Below are 17,997 nucleotides of genomic sequence, written 5' to 3'. Positions count from 1 at the left end.
ACCTCCTCAGCTCGCGTTGATGACGGAGATCAGTTCCTGGTTGTTGCGGTGGACGCGGACGTCGATGAACTCGGCGAGCGCCCGGTCCAGCGTGTTGATCTCCACCGTGATGGGGCTGTCAGCGTCGCCACGGGCCAGCGCGTTGAACTGGGACCCCGTCAACACCGGCTCGGGCCGGCCCGTGCCGTTGTAGGCGAGGTTGAAGCCCGGCTGGAGCATGCCGCCGTTGTCGAACTTGCCGGGCATGAACCCGTACCAGTCGGTGAACAGCGGGTCACGGTAGCCGCGGGCCCTGGAGCCGACGACCACGCCGTCACCGCCCCTGGACTCGACGTTGGTCTTGCCCAGCGTGCCAGCGGTGTGGCCGACGCCCGCATTCGTGATGCCGATCTTGAATGGGCTGTTGCCGTGGTAGACCCAGCCGGGAGGCGCGGTCTTCCCCTGAAAGGCCATCGTCGCCCAGCGGCGGTGAGGCTTCTGCCCGCGCAGCACCGACTCGATCGCCGACATGAAACCGGAGCAGTCCCAGCTGGGGTTTCCGCCGCCGCCCCACTGGTAGGGCAGACCGTCCTGCGTCTTCGCCCACTTCAGCGCGGCCTGCACCTTCGGGCCGCCGATACCGCCGCCGCCCTTCTTATCCGACTCCTTGGAGTACCCGAACAACGTGTCGACGATCTTCGTGGGGATGCGGCGGACCGCCTTCCCCCACATCGTGTCCATGCCCGGGAAGCTGGCCAGCAGCGGATCCACGACATGCTCGACACCGGCACGGGCCGACCCCTCGAGGCCGTCCTTCAACCAGGATGCGCCCTCCTTCACCTCGTTCCAGACAGCAGAGCCGGCGCCTGCCACCTTGTTCGCGGCCGAGCCGATCCAACCGAAAATGCCGCCGTCCGCGTAGCGGAGCGTCGTGTCCGTCGGCATCGACGGGTTCCCGCCGAACACCGGGGCCAGCGCCGCCTTGACGCCGCCGGCACCCTGCGAGCGGGCGATGGAGTTCATGGAGTGCACGAACCCGGAGCCGACAGCGCGGGTGAACTCGGGCCGCATGATCGCCTCGCCGCCGCTGAGTTCCAGCGCGCCGCCCGTCGGGGACACGAAGCGGTGCACGTCCCGGCCCGGGGTGTAGCCGGGCATGACGCCACCGCGGGCAAACGTGAACTTCTCCAGCTTGTCGGCACCGAACGCGGTCGCTACCTTGTTCCACACGCCGACGATGCCCTTGTTGTAGACGATGTCGACGATGTACTGGATGGGCTCCCGCCCGATTTTCTTCAATGCCTCCCAAGCGGTCCTGATGCCGTCCCGGGCCGCCTCGAACGCGCCAACCATCCTGTCCTTGAGGGTCGTGCCCCAGCCCGGGATCGTCTTCGTGAAGAAGTCCCGGATCGGGTACAGCACGTACTGCTTGATCCCGGTCCAGACAGTCGACAGGCCCGAGCTGAGCGCGTTCCACCGGGACACGACCATGTCCCGCAGCGACTGCGCCCACCCGGGAATCAGCACCGTGAAGAAGTCCCGGACCGGGTACAACACCCACTTCTTGATCAAGTCCCAGCCGTCAGAAAAGAACTGCGGCAGCGTCTGAGTCCAGAACCGGGCAAACGGGCCCCGGAACCAGTCGACCACCACCTGCGCGCCCAACTGGATCGCCTGCCACACAGCCTGGACCGAGTCCCGGAACCACTCGCACTTGGTGTACAAGAGGACGATCACAGCGACCACGCCAGCGACAGCGAGGGCAATCCACCCCCAGGGCCCGGCCATGCTGATCAGGTTGAATGCCGCCATTGCCGCGCTGGCAAGCACCATGGTGCCGCGCCACAGGATCATGGCAATGCGCCATGCGGTCATCGCGAGGACGATGCCGTAGATCGTCTGCACCAGCCACGGCGCCTTGTCTGCCAGCCAGCCGACGCCGTCCGCAACCTTCGCCACCGTATCCAGCACCATCGCCGAGATCGGCGACATCGCCGCCGAGATCGAAATCGCAGCGCCCGCAACCTGCCGCAGGGCCTCCCCCAGCCGGGGAGCCATGTCGGACGAGTACTGAAGGAACCGCTGAAAGTCCGGGGAACCCTTCAGACTCCCGGCCCAGTCCGCGAACCGGCCGGTCACGTCCTGCATCCTCTGGGAAATGCTGTCCATGTGCGGGAGGAAGGCACCGATGATGCCCGCCATGCCCTTGAACACGTTCCCGAAGGCGACGCCCAGGCCCTCGATCGCGGGACGCACCGAACCCTGCAGGTCATCCTTGAAGCCCTGCCAGAACGGCGTCTTCAGCTCGGCCGACGCCTTATCCATCAGCGACTGAATCGCTGCCGCCGCTTCGAGGACGACTGGCGTCAGGCCCGGGAGCAACCTCCGCAACCCGTCCAGAGCACGAGTGAAGATCGGCATCACCGCAGGCTGCAGACTCTCCGACCAAGCACTGAACGCCGACTTCAGGCTGGTGAAAGCCGTCATCGTGGCCCGCGCCGCTGGCGACAGCTTCGCCAACTCATCCCGGTACTTCTGCTGCGCGAGCGCCGCCTGGTCGACCGTGGCCGCCCCCGACTGCTGCGCCTGTGCGAGGGACCGTTGCGCCGACGCCACCTGTTCCGCAGCCTGCACCTGCGCATCCGCGACACCCTGCTGCGCGTCCGCGATCCGCTGCTGCGCGTCCGCCAGCTGCTGAGCGTTCTCCTGCGCGGTACGCGCCTGGTCCGCCTGAGCGTCCCGCAGAGCCTGCGTCCGGTCGGCGACCGTGTCCTGCGCGTCGGCCAGCTGCTCCTGCGCCTGCCGGACCGTGTCCGAGCCCTCCACGCCCGCCTTGTTCGCCGAAGCCGTGTCCGCCTCGAGCTGCCTCGTCTCGGCGCGCTGCTCCTTCAGCCGCTGCACCGCCTGGTCGTAGGCCAGCAGCGCCTTCTGCTTATCCAGTTCCGTCGACGCCGCCGACTTCAGCACCGCGTCGCGTTCCGCGGTCGCCTCCGCCAGCGCGATCTCGGCGTCCCGCTCCGACAGCCGGCTATTCGTCAGCTGCGTCTGCAGGTCAAGGAGTTCCTGCGCCGCCTCCTTCCGGGCCGCCGTCAAATCCTCCTGCGCACGCCGTGCATCCCGCTGAGCGTCCGCCAAAGACTCCTCGGCGTCCTCCACCGCCCGCGCGGCCTGCTGCGCCCTCTGAGACGCCTGAGCGGCCACCTGCGCCGCCTGGCGGCGAGCCTGAGACACCTGCTCCTGCGCACGCGCGACCTGCCGGGCCCCGTTCCGCTCCGCCGACGCCACCGCGGCCGACGCCGACGCCAACTGCATGGACCTCGAGGCGGCCTGCGCCGCAGCCTGCCCAGCGTTCGCCGTCGACTGCGCCGCCGCATCCTGGGCAGCCTTCTGGGCCTGCAATACCGTCGAGATCTGCTTGAACGCCGGTACGGCCACCAGGGCGATACCGCCGACACCAGCAGCCGCCGCCACACCCGCAGCCGCGACAGCACCCAGGCCCGCGGCCACCACCGGAAGCACCGGCAGAATCGCGGGGCCCAGCGTGAGCGCAGCCGTCGTCAGCAGGTTGAAGTTCGCCGCCGCCGACCGAGTGTCAACGTCGACGTTCGCAGTACGGCCATCCAGCCGCGAAACCTGGGCATTGAACGCGGCCAGCTGAGACGAAGCCGCCGCCGCGTCCACTCGGATCTGCACGTCAGCGTCCGACGCCGACAGCCGGTCAAGACGGGCCTGCAGCTGCGTCATCGCCGCAGACGCCGTAGCCGAGTCGAGGTCGATACCGATCCGCAAATCCTGCAGCGCCATCATCCGCGTGCGAATGTCCGCGAGCTCCCGTTGCGCGTCCGAGGAGTCCGCCCGAAGACGGACCTCCGGCAGCGCAGCCAGTCCCGCCTGCAGCTGCGCGCGGAACGACCGGGCGAACGTGCTGCCGGTCGACTGGCCCTGTCGGGCAGCCGGCGCTTGGGCCTGCCTGCCACCAGTGGTGACACCCGACCGCACCGCATCCGCGATCCCGGCCGAGATGTAGCGGCCCATCACGCGGCCGACTTCCTCGCCGACCTCGTTAGCAGCAGGAAGGACAGCGCGCTGCATCTGCCGCGTGATGCCTCTGGCGTTCGGCAGAACATCGACTTCGACGGAGCCAACGGAGATGGCAGGCACCAGGAGCCTCCTCCCAGCGCCCTATGCGGCGCCCCCTTGCAGCAGCTGGAACAGGGTGTTCGCGGACTTGTCGGTGAGCTGCGCCTTCTTCTTCCGCGGGCCTGCACCCGGGCGGCGCATCGGCTCCGGCGGGTCCGGCAGCTTCGACTTCTTGTCGGTGTTCACACACCGCAGCACGTACTCGATGACGCCCAACCGGTCATAGGCGGCAGCCAGCAGCAGCTCCAGCTGCGACCAACGGCCCTTCTCCGGCTCGCCCTTGTCGGCTTGGGCGGCCAGCTCCTCCGGGGTGAGGTTGTTCCGCAGGGCGGTCATCGTGTGCGACTCAGGCGGCAGATGTTCGATGAGCACACGCAGCCACCGCCACGACCGCCGCCCGGTGAGGACGTCGGCGATGTCGTAGTGCCGGTCCTGGAGGTCGGCTTCTAGCGCCTCCGGGTGGGCCTGCCAGATCGCGACCGTGCCCTGGACTTTCCCAGCGGCTCCCCTGACTTGGCGCTCGCGTCCTCGACGAACGCGATCCACTCGTCCATCGTCGGGTCGGCCTCGAGGTAGTAGTCGTAGTCGTCCGGGTGCAGGATCTTCTCCGCGAACACGTCGATCTGCCCGGCGTTCAGAGCACGCTGCCAGGAGGCCCGCCACATCGACGGCGGTACGACCAGAACCTCCTGCCCGCACAGCTCGGCGGTGACGTACCCGTCGGCTTCGATCTCCTGTGCCTCGGTGGCCGACACCTCGACGTCGTCGGTGTCCGGCTCCACGTCCGGCTCGACCGCCCGCCGGCTGGTCGAGGGGCGGGATGCGGCACGGGCCGCAGTGCGCGGCTTCCTGCTGGTGGTGTTCTTGCTCGTGGTGGCCACGGCGCGGGCTCCTCATCTCGTAGGGCGCGGGCTACATGGTGGTGAAGGTGGGCAGGCCGGGCCCGCGCCGACGGTGATCGGCCCGCCCACCAGCTCAGGACCCGGTGTACGCCTCGGTCTCAGGCACCCGGTCGAAGTGGTAGACGGTATTTCCGGCGCTGTCCGGGTAGCAGGTGATCGTCCACTCGAAGCCGGCGACTTCGTCCTGTTTGTGCGTCACATCCGACCGCTCGGTGATCTCCGCCTCCGGGCAGTAGAAACCGCGCTGAAAATTGTCACCATCGAGGACGACGAACCAGAACGCCCGCCGGTCCGGCACCGGGCTGGCCGTCTCCGCGAAGGTGGTGAGGCCGGCCGTCGGCGTCAGGTCCGCGGCGTCCAGCCGGTACTGCAGGGCCTGCACCGTCGTCCGGCCCGTCTCCCACGCCGTCAGCGAGAACGTGCGCAGGCTGGACGTGATCGCGGTACGGATCGGCGCCGTCAGACCCCACGGAGTGAAGGACTGAGAGTCCTCCTCGAACCCCTGCACCAGGCCGTCGTCGCTGATCGCGCCGAGCGGCGCCCACGGGGTCAGCGGCTGGATTGCCGGGTCGCCCGGCGACGTCGTACCCAGCGGGGCTGTCCAGCCGGCGCCGTTGGCCCCCACTTCGAGGAGGTCCGCGGCGCGGGTGATGTTGACCATGATGTCTCCAGACATGCGTGAAGCCCGCGCACGGGCGGGTACTGAAGGGGCCTGGCGCGGGCCGAACAGCCGGTCAGGAATCCGGGTGACAGAAGATCTCGAAGGTCGCCCCGACACGGCGCAGGACGGTGTTCTCGTATGGGCGTATGGCAGGCAGGGTGACGACACCAGCCCGACCGATGACCAGCGTGCTGGTCGTTGAGCCGCGCAGCTCCCGCTCCACCCATGTGACGGTTTCGCGGGCCAGGTCGAACGCTGCCTGGCGGGTGGCCGCGTATACGTCGATGTCGACCAGCATGCGCGCCAGCCTGCTGGCGGCTAGTTCACCAGCCGGGACCTGCGTGATCTGGATCGTCGGCAGCTCGTCGAGCAGGTTGTTGTCCAACTCGTCCCGCACCACGGCGTCCGGCCAGCGGACTTGAGCGCGCGGGATCAACTCACCTTCGATGTCGACGACGACGGTCACTGGTTACGCCCACCGCTCTGCGCTGCCCGCAACAGCACGTGGTGGGCGGGCACCTTCTCGGTGCCGTACTCCACCCAGCGGGCGTAGTAGGCGGTGTTACGGACGGTCGCAGTGGCCCGGTCGCGGCGACGGCCGCCCCGCCGCGTGCTGTCCGTCTCCCACGACTCCTTGTAGTGGCCCGGGTCAGGACTGTTCTGGTCGACCGGGGAGATGGAGACTGCGACGCTCTTGATGACCTCGGCGCGACGCTTCATCTCCACTTCCATGCCGGGCATGCGGAGCATCTGCCCGATGCCCTTGCGTTTCACCTTGAACCTGGCAGCCATGACGACCTCCCTCGGTCAGCCGGTGACACGGTCGGCGGCGAACTGGACGACGCCGCGGATGCCGGTGAAGGGGTTGCGTCCCCAGTCGCCGGGTTCGCCGGTGATGTCGCAGGCAACGCCACGGATGCGGGCCTTGTCCGTAGTGCGGAGCGGCATGCCGGGGTGGTCGGCGGGCGCGTACACGGTCCAGCCGACGATGACCGTGTCCCTCTCCTGTTGCTGCGAGCCGCCAACCTGCGGCGTCTCCGCACGCGGCGTGACCACGCAGCCCGGCACGTCAAACGACTCGTCCGGGCCTGGCAGCGGTTGCCCCCTCGGGTCACGGCCCGGCGAAGGGCCCGTGCGCATGATCCGCACGGTCTCTCCGAACGGGTACGGGGCTGGCATCAGCTGTACCCCCAGCCCGGTTCGAACTCGTCCGCGAACCAGGCATCGTCGATCGGCCACGTCGGTGACGGATCCGCCGACGCCGGAGTCGGATCCACCGTGAACGCGCCGCCGCGGCCGGCCAGCGACTTGAGGGCCGACTTGTCGGCCTTCGTCAGATACAGGCCGCCACTGCCCTGCGGACGCTGCACCGACATCGGGCCGATCGTCTCGTAAGACACCTGCTGCGGATTCACATAGGCGCGGCCTGCCACAGACAGAACGACCGCCTCCGCACCCTCCGGGAGGGGCTTCACGATCGTCTGACACAGCGCGGTCGCCGACGTGATCAGCAGGTCGGCTCGCGCACCGTCGATCTCACTCAGCCCCAGGTATAGGCCGAGTTGTTCGGCGGTCGGAGCGACGAATGCCATGACGCCCTCCTCAGGCCAGAGACTCCACAACGCTGCACCAGGCCGCCAGATCAGCAGCCGGGTCGAGCTCGGCAGACCGGGCCTTTGCCCGCTTTGACGCCAGCCGGTACTCAGCAGGCGCCGCGAGCTTCCGTAGGACCGCCTCGTAGCCGTCGATGTCGTTCCGGTCGACGAAGATCCCGGCCTCACCCAGCGACTCGCACAGCCCTGCGGTGGGGTGCGCGACGACGGGAATGCCCGACGCCAGGGCCTCGCAGCCGGCCCTGCCCCACGACTCGTAGGACGACGGCATCAGCAGCACCCGGGTTCGGGCGTACACCCGCTCCCGCATGTCCTCTCCGCGGACGTGCTCGAGCACCTCGACGTTCGGCAGATCTGGGAGGATCTGCTCGCCGTAGGCGCCCTTCACCGCGAGGAACTGCTGGTCCGGCATCCGTTCGGCCAAGGCTTCGAGAACCTTGCCGCCCTTCTCCGCATTGCAGTTGATCAGCGTGATGGCCTTGCCCGGCTTCGTCGCGTACTCGTCGGCGAACACCGGCGGGCGCACGATCAGTGACGAAGCGGGCCGGACAGACTTCGGGTACTCGGCGAAGAACAGCTCCGCCTCCCGCTCCATCCACCGGGAGTTGTACACAGCCAGCGCAGTCCCGCCGGCCGCCGCGTCCCGGAACGTTGGACGGTGCGTGTTGTGGCACACCACCACCAGCGGCTTGCCGTACCCGCGGGCCAGCGACGCCGTCGACGGCACCGTCTCCAGATGCGCCATCAGCACATCCGCCCGCCGCACCGCAGTCGGAAAGTCCAGTCGAGCCTCCAACGGCACCACCTTGATGCCTCGGTACTCGTACTCCCTGTGGGCCTTGCCGTAGCGGGACAGCCACACCTGCACATCGTGCCCGCGCTCCACCAGCGGCCGGAGCATCGAGACGAGCATGTGCTCGGCACCCGCATTGTGCTCCGGCGGCATGAGGTGGACACGAGCCACGATCGTCAGGAGCTTGGCGGTCCCGCCCGGCGCGGAAGCCGGGACCGCCCCCATCAGGAACCCGAGGGAGTGCCGGTGTACTTGACGAACGCGTCCGCGTCGCCCATGACGAAGCCGTAGTACGCCTCCGCCAAGATCAACACCAAGTTCTCCTGGAAGGCGCTGTGGACGCCGCCATCCTCGTCGACGTAGGTGGCCTCGTTGGAGATCCGCACGGTGATGTCCATGCCCACTCCGTAGGCCGCCTGGCTCCAGTCACCACCGAGCGCCCGCAGTCCCGTGTCCGCCGACGCGGACTGACGGCGCTGCTTGCCAGACACCGACCGCGAGTACGCGAGCGGCTCGCCGATCAGCGTGCCAGCGCTGGCCATGTTCGTACCCGGGGTCTGCGTGTCGACCAGGATCGGCCGCCCGGTGGTGTCCGTCGCCAGCAGCAGCTTCGGCTTCAGCCGGTGGTCAGCGACCGTACCGGTGTAGTCGTAGTCCTCGTCGATGACCAGGTCCATGCCCTTGACCAGGTCCGCCCAGATGCCGCCCTGGCCCTGCGCCGTTGTACCCAGCGCGACACTCTGGGAGGTCATCGCCAGGTACTCGGTGAACGGGCCGGTGGCGCCCTTCATCGTCTTACCGTGGATCGCCGCATGGTCGAAGGCCCGCGCGAACGCCGTCGGCAGGTCGTTCTGCAGCTGCTGGTACAGGCCCGCCGTATTCGTGCGGGCGACCTCCATGGCGACCGGAATGAGGACGGCGAGCTTCTTCGCCGTCATGTGCTTCACGTCGATGCCGCCGGTCGACAGGGGCTTCTTCTGTCCCTGACCGACCCAGTCGGCGGTCGGCACGTCCAGCGGGATCGGCACCGACGTGGTGGCGTCCAGGGCCAGCGGCGCACGGCGGGCAAGCGCCATGACCGCGGACTGTTCCGCGGACTTCTCGAAGATCGGCGCGGTGATGGTCCGCGGGAGGAGTTCCTCGGGCAGACCTGACGTAGTGATCGGGGCCGTAGCCACCATGATTCCTTCTCTCAGCGGCTAGGGAGCCGCGAACTCAGCCACCCGGCGAACTCGTCCTCCGGGCTGGGGGCCTGCTTTCGGTTGGCGCCAGACGCCTGAGTGCGATCCGGCACGGGACGCCGCGGACCCTCCTGGGGCTGGGATTTCGCCCAGTGCGGCTTGCGCTCCAAGAGCGCTTCGAGGTCCGCCTTGACGGCCGCCTCGTCGATGTCGCCGTCAGAGTCGATGTACGAGTCGAGATCCAGCGCGCCGACCGCATCCTCCGGGTCTGCGAACGACGTCATCGCCAAGGCCTGCACCTGCGTGCGAGCCAGACGCTGACGCGTCCGAGTCACCTGCTCCTGGGCTCGCGCCAGCTGGTCGTTGAGTCGCTCGGACTCCGACTTCTCCGCGTCCTTGATGCGCTGCAGTTCCTCGGCCTTCGGTTCCAGCTCCTTCAGGCGCTGCCGGAGGTTCTTGGCCTCCTGGTTCACCTTACGGATCTTCGCCTCGGCCTGCTTCCGGTCGAACGGCTTCTCCTCGTCGCCGGACTCCGTCTCCTGGACGTCGCCCTGCTGCTCGGTGCCGCTCCCCGCGGACCCCGTCTCCTCGACGGTCTCCTCGGTGCCGGTGTCCTGTTGCTCAGTCGTCTCGATCTCTTCGGGCATGACGAATCGGCCCTCCAGGGGCTGTCGAAATGAGAAAGGCCGCCACCAGGGCGACCAGGGTCAGAACGCTCCGGGGAGCGGGTTCGGGTCGTGCTCGGCCAGCGCCCGCCGGAAGCGAGCCAACTGGCTGCCGGAGTGGCCGGCGGCGTACTCCTGGTACAGCCGCGCCCACTCGGCCGCCTGCGGGGACAGTTCGAAGCGCTGCCCACGGAAGATGGGGATGGCGCCGCAGTGGCAGCGGTCGTGTGCCTCGAACCGCGCGGTGTCCTGCTTGAACACGGCGCCCCGGCTGGCGATGAGCTTGCAGAAGGCGCAGGCGCCCAACGCGGCCGTCCGCGCCCACGCCGTGGCCTGCGCATCCTCGCGTACAGCCCCAGTCACGGTGCTGCGACCGGTGTCAGCGACCAGCTTCTGGGCTACAGCTTCAGCCTTCTTCGCTGCCTGCTCCAAGCGCACGGCGAGAGGCTGGGCCTGGGCGTCGGTGGCCTCGTCAGGGTCGCGTTCCCACACGTCCTTTGTTGCCCACCGCAGGCTCGACTCGGTCTTCCCCTCCGGGGGCGGGTCCGCGGTCGGCGTCGTGAACACACCCGGCACCCCAGCTGCGTCACGCTGAGCGTCATAGAACTCGGCACCCAAAGCTGCGGAAGCGAACGAGTACTGGTCGATGACCGCCTGCATCGCCGCCAGCCAATCCGGCATCGACGCACGCAGCCGCGACGGAATGATCAGCCGTCGCAGGCCTCGGATGTCCCGCACCAGTAGCCTGGTCAAGCCCAGCTGAGCGGACCGGTACCGGTTGGCGTCCCGGCCCCCGTCAGAGACCGTCGTCGCCACCAGTCACCTCCACGGCGTCCGGCAGCCCATCCGGCTCCTGCCCGTTCACTGCGGCGAGACGGTCCAGAATCGACCGGCCGGCGGTAGCAGCGCTCGAACGGCGCCGGTCCGCGGCGATCCGCTGCCGCTGCGGCTCCGTGAACCCGGCCATCTCCAGCGTGACATCGGAGTCGGCGGGCAGCACCCCGGCCTGCACCAGCTTGACCGTGGCGTCCACCTGGGCTGCGACGGTCGGTGTCGCGGGGTTCCGCCACACCGTTTCGATCTTCCGGGTCTTGTCCGGGGGTTCGCCGTCGCGGATCCACAGGGCGAGCCGCATGGCCTGCTGCCATCCGGCGCTGAACCGGCGGATGCGCCGTTCGGCCTTCTTGACCTGCCTGTTGTCGGCGAAACGGATGGCGTCCGCGCTGGCGGGGTTGTCGCTGCTGTATCCGAGAACATGTGGAGCCACCGACATCTGCGACGCCATGATCCTGGCGTACAAATCGATGATCTTCGTCTGGCCAGACGGATCGTGCGCAGAGAACTGGCCGACCTCCGGGATGTTTCCGTCCTCGTCCCTCTCCAGGGCGAGCATCCGACCGATGTACGTCTCCCACGCGGACTTGGCGTTGCCCTCCGCGTCCTGGAACGCCGACTCGGACGCCCCCAGGATGTAGCGCTGCGGCGCTCCAAAGAACTCCGCCGCGACCTCGATACCCATCAGGCGCCGACAGGCGGCATCCGTGATCGACATGACGTCAGGCGTGATCTCCGACTTGCCGACTCGGTCCGCAGTCCGCTGCCGGTTCGCCAGCCGCACCACCGGCACGACGCCGAGACCGTGCATGTCCCGGTCGACGACCTCCCAGCCGCCTGACTCCGACGGCAGGCACATCACCGTCTGATCCGGCAGGTACAGGACCAGCATCCGCTCCTCGGGCCCCGCCTCGATGAAACTGTCCGCCGCGCACTCGCGGAGAGCGGCCGTACCCATGCGCAGGCGGGCATCCCACATCAGCGTCATGTCCAGCGGCGACTCTGCGGTGATCAGCGGCGGGCACTCGTCCGTCCCACAGCCCCCGGAGCCGACCGCCAGATACTCCCGGCCGTACACGAAAGCGTCCAAGTGGGCGAGGCTCGACTCGTCGAACAAGTCGTTCGCCTCGGCGATCTCCGTCAACTCCGACGAATCCCGGCCGTCCGCCCACCGGAACGCCTCCAGATCCAGGCGCTCCTCCAACGACTCCACACCGACCCGCGGCCAGCCGATCACCGTATGCAGACCCTTGAGCTGCGGCGGAATCGAGATACCTAGGTCACGGATCAACTGCTCGCCGTTGAAGTAGGCATCCCGCAACTGCAGCGCCCACCGGTCCCGCAGCATGTCGGCACGCAGCAGGTTGATCAGCGCCTGCTCCTCATCCGACAGATACACCAACGGCAGCTCGGGAATGGACAGGGTCATCGCAGCACCACCACCCTCCCCTTGCCCGGCGACTTCTTCTTGGCACGCTTCGGCGAGTTGAGGATCATCCGGCGCAGCATCCGCGCCCCGACCATGCACACCGCGAGGTCGATCTTCCGGGCAGATTCACGGTGCTCCTTGCCGATCGTCACACCCCACCGGTTCGTCCGACGACGGGCGTTGATCACATGGGTGCGGAGCGTCTTGTGCCCGTCGTGCGTCAGAGTCCGCTCCAGCACGTCGGCGTGCGTGCGCTTCACGGCCTCCGTGAACGTCTCCTGGTTACGGGGATCACGCATGTCCCAGCGCACCGCGTGCGCCTTCGAACCCGACACCACCGACCGCAAAGCCAGCTTCCGGCCCCACGTCTGACCCCACAGATCGATGAAGGCGTCCCAGTACATCTCGCCGTCATCGTCGTCCTGACCAGAGCCCGGGTCAGCGAAGAACGCCAGCACCCGGAACCGGGCGAACGCGTTCTCCACCACGCCGTGCACCTCGTCCCGAGGCACCCGATACGGCACGAACCCCGGCGTGTTCGGCGTCGGCCAGTTCGCCGGCCTCTGCCACACGCCCAGGGCCGTAACGAAGCCGTCCGACATGCGGCAGGCGCACAGGCCAGTCGCGTCATCCGACTTGGAGCCGTCGAAGAACAAGACGATCTCGTCGCCGTCCTCGAGGTGCAGATCGTCCCGCTTGCAGGCGTCCCACTCGTAGCGGGCCATCCACGCATCCTCGGCCGCGACAATCTGGTTGTACCAAAACCGCCGCGACCGGGATGGAGGGTTCCGCGGGTCCAGGATCGACGCCTTCAGCCGGCCAATGTCCAGCCACGTCGAATCCCCGCGCACTGCTCGCAGGGTCGGCTCGATCCACGCCTCCGTCAGCTTCGCCTCTGGCGGAGCTTCCAGCGTGTCGTAGAAGAGCCCTGTGTCGACCGCCCGCCCAGCTTCCGCCGCCTCGTAGGCATCCCGAGTGCGCTCGGCCACCGAGTCCTCGCCCGGCTCGAACGCGTTCGTGTCCGCCAACGTGCGAGACTGCCCATCCGCCGACTTGGTGGCGTTGCGCTCGATCACGGCCGCCATATCGTGGCCCGAGTTCGACTCCAGCCAGTGGTGCGTCTCCCCCATCGACGTGAACGTCGGACGGCCGCCCTCCAGAGCGCGAGGGGATGACGTCACAGCCTCGATCCGGGCCCGCCCCTTGTCCGCGTAGATGATCTCCTTTCCGAGATCGATGCGGTACTCCTCAATCGCCCGCTTCGTGAAGATCGAAGGGAAGAGCGTCATCGTGTTCCGTGTCTGATCCTGTGACACCGCGGCGATCTGCACCCAAGCGGCTGGATGCTGCATCCCCAGCGGCTGCCCCGCTGGCACGCCCCACTCGTTACCCTCATCCGCGACCTCGCTGAACCGGCAGGGGCCGACGAACTCGAAGCCCGACCACGTCGCCTTCAGCGGATCCTTACCGTGGCCCTTCAACCTCTGGATCACGCCGTCCCGATACAGGAACCGGTTCGTCTCCGGATCCATGGCGTACCACCACAAGGTCAGCCGGGCCTGCTCAGGCGTGTACTGCCAGGCCTTCCCGACGTAGTGCTGCAGGTACGTCTTGGTCCAGGCGAGGCACTGCCAGCCCAGCGTGTACTCGGGCAGCACGAACTTGCCGTCCGCGCCACGCTTCCACGTCGGACCGAGCGTGAAGGGTTCGACGACATCGGGGACCTGCTCGTCAGCCTCCATCGCCGCGACGGTCGTGCAACGGGGGGCGCCGCTTCAGCTCGTTGCGCAGTAGGCAGGCCTCAATGTCGTCCCGGTCCGGCCGGTCAAAGAAGCCCCGCAGCCGGACCACAGCAAAGTCCCGGAGGCCCTCGATCCGCCTCAGCGAGCCGGCGTACAAACACTGCTGCTGCGGGATGCCATGAAGCCGGGCCCACGCCTGCGCCTCAGCCTGACTGCCCGCACAGACGACGTACTTGACCACGTCAGCCCCCCGCAATGTCACGGTAGGAGTCCAGAGGGCTCACCGACGCCAACTTCGGCCCGTCAGGCTTCTTCCGCTCCAGCTCCATACGGGCCCGGCGCCGGTCTCCCTCCGTCGTCAGCAGTGACGACATCACCGAGTTCAGGGCTGCTACCAGCTGCCCGTTCGGGCCGCGCTCCGAGCAGTCCAGGACTCGCGACATCAGCTCCGCCGCGTATCGGGCGACCGCCCAGTCCGACGGCTGATAGAACGCGGCCTGCCCCGACTCCCGCAGGCTGAGGTACCAGTCTGTTGCGATCGGATCCCACGCCGGGCTCGGATCCGGCAGATCCGGCAGCCCTTCCGGCGGCCCCGACGGCGCCTTCGTGATCGAGTCCTTCTCTTCCTTCGAGCGATGGCCCATGCGCTCCTCGGAGCGCTTTCCGATAGGACCACGTGCACCCATGTCGACCTCCAGGGTCTCGGTCGGTGCGGAGACTGCGCCACCGGGGCACGGTCGTGATCTTGATTTGGCCTGCCTCCAGGGCTCAGCCGGCCGCCTAGGAAACCCGGGGGCGATGTCAGGTGCTATACGGCCCCGATCCGAAAGGATCACGGGGAGGGGGTTATGCCCCCTATGCCCGTTTCGGCTTGGATCTTGAGTCAGAGATCCACTCAGCCGGCCCCGTGCGTCCAGACGTGGACCATGGCGTCGATCAGGTCTGGCTCGAGATTGACGATCAGCTTGTCGCCTTCGCGAGTCAGCGACTTCACGGTCATCGTGATCGGCACTGCGACGTCGCACTCGGGACAGTGGACCTGGACCACACCGACCGCTGCCATGCCTGCTCCCTGCCGACGAGGGAGCGGTGTACCAGCAGCGAGCCGACCGATCCGTCGGCCCGAGTGACTGGTCTGACCTGAGGTCCGCACATGCGGTCGGCATCAGCGGTGCTGGTGACATGGTCGACCAGGTCGCCGATCGGGGTCACGTGCAGTGTGGTGGTCACCGGCGTCGAACGGCGTTGGCTCGGCTGCCGGTGTAGGAACCGGTGTACCTCCGGTGGAGAATCTGGCAGTACCCCCGCGCGCGACCGCCCATGTAGCGGCTGAGTAGGCGGTTGCACCTTGTCCAGTCTCCTGGTGTGCCCCAGCGGATGCGTGCTCCGCCGGCGCCGGAGGGGCCCCAGTATCGGCGTAGGGTTTCGGCGTTGCCGCGTCCGCCTCGTCCTTTGCTGGCCACAGTGGATCAATCCTTCTGCGGCGCGGGCTCCTGGTGTACGGGGTCCAGTGGTACGTCTACCCGTTCGATGATGACGCCAAGTCCGGCGGGGAGTGCGTAGCTGGGGCCGTGCTGGTCTGTGAAGACGGCCCAGTCGCCGCTGAAGGTGAGGTTGAGGTCGTCGTCGATGCGGAAGTCGTCGCGGCCTTGGCTACCGGGGAATTGGATGAGCCAGCGGGGCACGGCGTCACCTCAGTCCGGGGTGTGGTTCTTGCGGACGTTGCCGTCCGGGCCGAGGGTTGGCGCGCTGGGCGTCGTTCCCTTCCCGGCTGGACTTCTGATCATGGCAGGGTCCACAAACTCCCTGGAGTCCCTCAGGTCGGTGATCATCCGTCTTGGCCTTGATGTGATCGCAGTGGGTGCTGGGCCGCACGCCGCATAGGACGCACGTACTGTCGCGCGCCAGGATCTCGGCGCGGATCCTCGCCCACTGGGGCGGGAGGCGCTTGCGCCGGTCCGAGTTCTGCCAGCCTCCGGCCACGGCCGCCTCCTACTCCTCGGGGCTGCGTTCGGTGGTGCGCTGGGTGTGACCAGCCTACGAAGCCGGCGCGTCGGTCGGTGGGGCTGCCTTCGATGGCGGCGTCGTAGAGGCGCACGGCGACTTCTTCGGCGCGGGTGAGTGGGTCGTCGTCGCTGCCGTGGACTTTGACGGTGGTGCTCCGGCGTCATCGTGGTCGCCTCGGTACTTGGCGAGGGCTTGGTGGACTCGGTCCTCGCCGCTGTCATTGGAGTCCCACCATTCGACGGCTTTCCAGACGTCGGTGAGGCGGCGGAGTCGGGTCTCGGCGCGGATCTCCCACTGACGGAGAAGGACCAGGAGTTCCTCGGTCTCTCGTGCGGCGTCTTGGGCGTAGCCGAGGCCAGCGAGACGGGTGGACATCTCGTCGAGGGCGTACCGCTTGGACAGGAGATCTTCGAGGTCCGTGGCGGCGCAGAGGTAGTTGTAGCTGCCGCCGCTCATTGCGCCTGGGGGCAGTCGTCGATGTGCTGCTTGCCGAGGGTTTGGAAGGCGAGGCTGCAGCACCAGTCGCGGCGTGGCTTGGCGGGCTCCCCCTCGTTGGCCTCACGCATCTTCTGCATGTCGGCGGCGATGGCAGCGCGCACGTCGTAGTCGCCGAGGTCGAGCACCAGCTCCTGCTTCGCGGCGGGTCGGGCGAGGTAAGCCGTGGTGTCGTTGGCGGGGATGTCGATGGTCTCCGTGAAGACGAGGACAGCGCGGGCGCCGATCTTCTCGGCGACGCCGTCGAACATTGGCGGCCAGGGCTCGCTCGGGTAGGGCGGCGGGTCGAACTGGTCCACGACGAGGACGAACGGCGGCCTGTCGTCTCCGCTGCATTCGGGGAGTTCGAGGATCTGCAGGCGGGCCATCAGGCGTCACCTCGCAGGTTCTCGCGGAGGACGTCGCCGATCTCCAGGAGGGCCTGCGCGACAGCGACGGTGGCGATGGCTTGGGCTTTGGCGGAGCGTGCGGTGATCTCGGCGCTGGCGACTTGGCCCTGGGGCATGGCGTTGAGGTCGGCCGCGGCCTGGCCGAGGGTGCGCTGGGCGAGTTCCCGGTAGCTGGGTACGGCGGCCATCAGTCCACCGCCTTGGGGAAGGGGACGACGGGCGCGAGGAAGATGCCGTGCTTGTCCCAGTAGTGGATCTCGCTGATCTTGGGCTGGCCGTCGATGAGGTGCAGGACGACTTCCATGGTCTTCGCCTGGCCGGGTGCGCCGTCCATCTCCATGTCGAGGATGGTGATGCCCATTGCTGTGGGGCTGGGCCGGCGTCCGGTCTCGCGGCCGTTGAGGTGGGGGCGGATGGCGTCGAAGTGGTCGAGCATCTCGTTGGCGAGGTGCAGTTCGACGGCGGCCATCAGTCCACCGCCTTGTAGGTGGCGGCGAAGACGTCGTCTCGGCAGGGGTAGAACTCGCCCTGCACGCCCTTGATGATCCAGTCTCCGTACTGGAACTGGACCCAGGTGTCGTGGAGTCGGTCGTAGACGTGGAAGTCGCGGTCGACGTCGTTGAGCTTGACGAGCCCGTTGGTGAAGTCGATCAGCTCGCGCATGGACACGTCCTCGGTCCACTGCACGGCTTCGATCTCGACGGGCTTCTTGCGGTAGCGGGCCATGGCGCGGGCTCCTGTGGGGTCACGGTTTCCAGTTGGGGCCGCGGAGTGCGGCGGGTACGTCGCGTGTGTGGGTGCGCGGGACGAGGATGCCGGCGAGCACGATGCGCGATCCGGTGGACGGCTTCGGTTCGGGCGGCTGGGGCCGGTCGAGGCCGGCGAGGATCTCGGTCGTGATGCCGTGGGCGTGTGCGAGGACGCGTCGACACCGGTCACCTCATAGCCGAGGTCACGGAGCGGGATGGCGACACGGCCGTCACCGCAGCCGAAGTCCATCACCTTGGCGCCCGCGGGAATCTCCGCAGCGAGCATCTCCGCCTGGATACGTCCGGACTCCTCGTAGGCGTCTTCGGAGATGCCGCGCGTGGGATGGATGACCGCACGCGCGCCGGGATCGTTCCAGGCGGCGATCACGTCGACGCCCTCGGCATCACTGGTGGGCAT

The 17,997-nt window shown here is 68.1% G+C and carries 22 protein-coding genes; all 22 read right to left on the bottom strand.

Going from position 1 to position 17,997, the window contains the following annotated elements:
• Positions 1-6 precede the first annotated feature (6 nt).
• Entirely contained in the window at positions 7-4,140 is a 4,134-nt protein-coding gene (locus tag RM812_RS01290; RefSeq protein ID WP_311570475.1) for a hypothetical protein, read from the bottom strand.
• 21 nt (positions 4,141-4,161) lie between these two features.
• A complete protein-coding gene (locus tag RM812_RS01285; RefSeq protein WP_311570474.1) occupies positions 4,162-4,665 on the bottom strand; it encodes a hypothetical protein in 504 nt (167 codons plus the stop codon).
• Entirely contained in the window at positions 4,566-5,000 is a 435-nt protein-coding gene (locus RM812_RS01280) for a hypothetical protein (protein ID WP_311570473.1), read from the bottom strand. The genes RM812_RS01285 and RM812_RS01280 overlap by 100 nt, the downstream gene beginning before the upstream one ends.
• A 94-nt stretch (positions 5,001-5,094) precedes the next feature.
• Positions 5,095-5,697, bottom strand: coding sequence for a phage tail tube protein (locus tag RM812_RS01275; RefSeq protein ID WP_311570472.1), 603 nt, complete (start codon positions 5,695-5,697; stop codon positions 5,095-5,097).
• A 58-nt stretch (positions 5,698-5,755) separates the two neighbouring features.
• Positions 5,756-6,148: a hypothetical protein gene (locus tag RM812_RS01270; protein WP_311570471.1), complete on the bottom strand. Its 393-nt coding sequence runs from the start codon at positions 6,146-6,148 to the stop codon at positions 5,756-5,758.
• Complete coding sequence (locus RM812_RS01265) at positions 6,145-6,474, bottom strand: HK97 gp10 family phage protein (RefSeq protein ID WP_311570470.1); 330 nt, start codon at positions 6,472-6,474, stop codon at positions 6,145-6,147. Before RM812_RS01265 ends, RM812_RS01270 begins: the two co-directional genes overlap by 4 nt.
• Before the next feature lie 15 nt (positions 6,475-6,489).
• The gene (locus RM812_RS01260; protein ID WP_311570469.1) at positions 6,490-6,822 is read right to left on the bottom strand and encodes a hypothetical protein; all 333 of its coding nucleotides are present in this window, start codon (positions 6,820-6,822) and stop codon (positions 6,490-6,492) included.
• A gap of 38 nt (positions 6,823-6,860) precedes the next feature.
• On the bottom strand, positions 6,861-7,274 hold the full coding sequence (locus tag RM812_RS01255; RefSeq protein ID WP_311570468.1) for a hypothetical protein: 414 nt from the start codon (positions 7,272-7,274) through the stop codon (positions 6,861-6,863).
• Positions 7,275-7,284: 10 nt separating this feature from the next.
• Positions 7,285-8,259, bottom strand: coding sequence for a glycosyltransferase family 4 protein (locus RM812_RS01250; protein ID WP_311570467.1), 975 nt, complete (start codon positions 8,257-8,259; stop codon positions 7,285-7,287).
• A 53-nt stretch (positions 8,260-8,312) separates the two neighbouring features.
• Positions 8,313-9,269: a phage major capsid protein gene (locus RM812_RS01245; RefSeq protein WP_311570466.1), complete on the bottom strand. Its 957-nt coding sequence runs from the start codon at positions 9,267-9,269 to the stop codon at positions 8,313-8,315.
• A gap of 11 nt (positions 9,270-9,280) precedes the next feature.
• Positions 9,281-9,916, bottom strand: coding sequence for a hypothetical protein (locus RM812_RS01240; RefSeq protein ID WP_311570465.1), 636 nt, complete (start codon positions 9,914-9,916; stop codon positions 9,281-9,283).
• 60 nt (positions 9,917-9,976) lie between these two features.
• Positions 9,977-10,750 (bottom strand): VG15 protein, encoded by a 774-nt coding sequence (locus RM812_RS01235; protein WP_311570464.1) that lies wholly within the window; start codon positions 10,748-10,750, stop codon positions 9,977-9,979.
• Positions 10,731-12,197 carry a phage portal protein gene (locus RM812_RS01230; RefSeq protein ID WP_311570463.1) on the bottom strand — a complete coding sequence of 489 codons (1,467 nt, stop codon included), beginning with the start codon at positions 12,195-12,197 and terminating at the stop codon, positions 10,731-10,733. Before RM812_RS01230 ends, RM812_RS01235 begins: the two co-directional genes overlap by 20 nt.
• Entirely contained in the window at positions 12,194-13,939 is a 1,746-nt protein-coding gene (locus RM812_RS01225) for a terminase (protein WP_311570462.1), read from the bottom strand. The genes RM812_RS01230 and RM812_RS01225 overlap by 4 nt, the downstream gene beginning before the upstream one ends.
• A 242-nt stretch (positions 13,940-14,181) precedes the next feature.
• A complete protein-coding gene (locus RM812_RS01220) occupies positions 14,182-14,625 on the bottom strand; it encodes a phage terminase small subunit (protein WP_449657837.1) in 444 nt (147 codons plus the stop codon).
• A gap of 209 nt (positions 14,626-14,834) precedes the next feature.
• Complete coding sequence (locus RM812_RS01215) at positions 14,835-15,002, bottom strand: hypothetical protein (RefSeq protein ID WP_311570460.1); 168 nt, start codon at positions 15,000-15,002, stop codon at positions 14,835-14,837.
• A gap of 406 nt (positions 15,003-15,408) precedes the next feature.
• The gene (locus tag RM812_RS01210) at positions 15,409-15,624 is read right to left on the bottom strand and encodes a hypothetical protein (protein ID WP_311570459.1); all 216 of its coding nucleotides are present in this window, start codon (positions 15,622-15,624) and stop codon (positions 15,409-15,411) included.
• 352 nt (positions 15,625-15,976) lie between these two features.
• Positions 15,977-16,402, bottom strand: coding sequence for a hypothetical protein (locus RM812_RS01205; RefSeq protein WP_311570458.1), 426 nt, complete (start codon positions 16,400-16,402; stop codon positions 15,977-15,979).
• On the bottom strand, positions 16,399-16,809 hold the full coding sequence (locus RM812_RS01200) for a hypothetical protein (protein WP_311570457.1): 411 nt from the start codon (positions 16,807-16,809) through the stop codon (positions 16,399-16,401). Before RM812_RS01200 ends, RM812_RS01205 begins: the two co-directional genes overlap by 4 nt.
• A complete protein-coding gene (locus RM812_RS01195) occupies positions 16,809-17,018 on the bottom strand; it encodes a hypothetical protein (protein ID WP_311570456.1) in 210 nt (69 codons plus the stop codon). Before RM812_RS01195 ends, RM812_RS01200 begins: the two co-directional genes overlap by 1 nt.
• Entirely contained in the window at positions 17,018-17,299 is a 282-nt protein-coding gene (locus RM812_RS01190; protein WP_311570455.1) for a hypothetical protein, read from the bottom strand. The genes RM812_RS01195 and RM812_RS01190 overlap by 1 nt, the downstream gene beginning before the upstream one ends.
• Positions 17,299-17,997 (bottom strand): methyltransferase domain-containing protein, encoded by a 699-nt coding sequence (locus tag RM812_RS01185; protein ID WP_311570454.1) that lies wholly within the window; start codon positions 17,995-17,997, stop codon positions 17,299-17,301. Before RM812_RS01185 ends, RM812_RS01190 begins: the two co-directional genes overlap by 1 nt.

The sequence above is a fragment of the Streptomyces lancefieldiae genome (genome assembly GCF_031845825.1).
Taxonomy (GTDB): Bacteria; Actinomycetota; Actinomycetes; order Streptomycetales; family Streptomycetaceae; genus Streptomyces; species Streptomyces lancefieldiae.
This window is presented reverse-complemented; position numbering and strand designations above follow the sequence as displayed.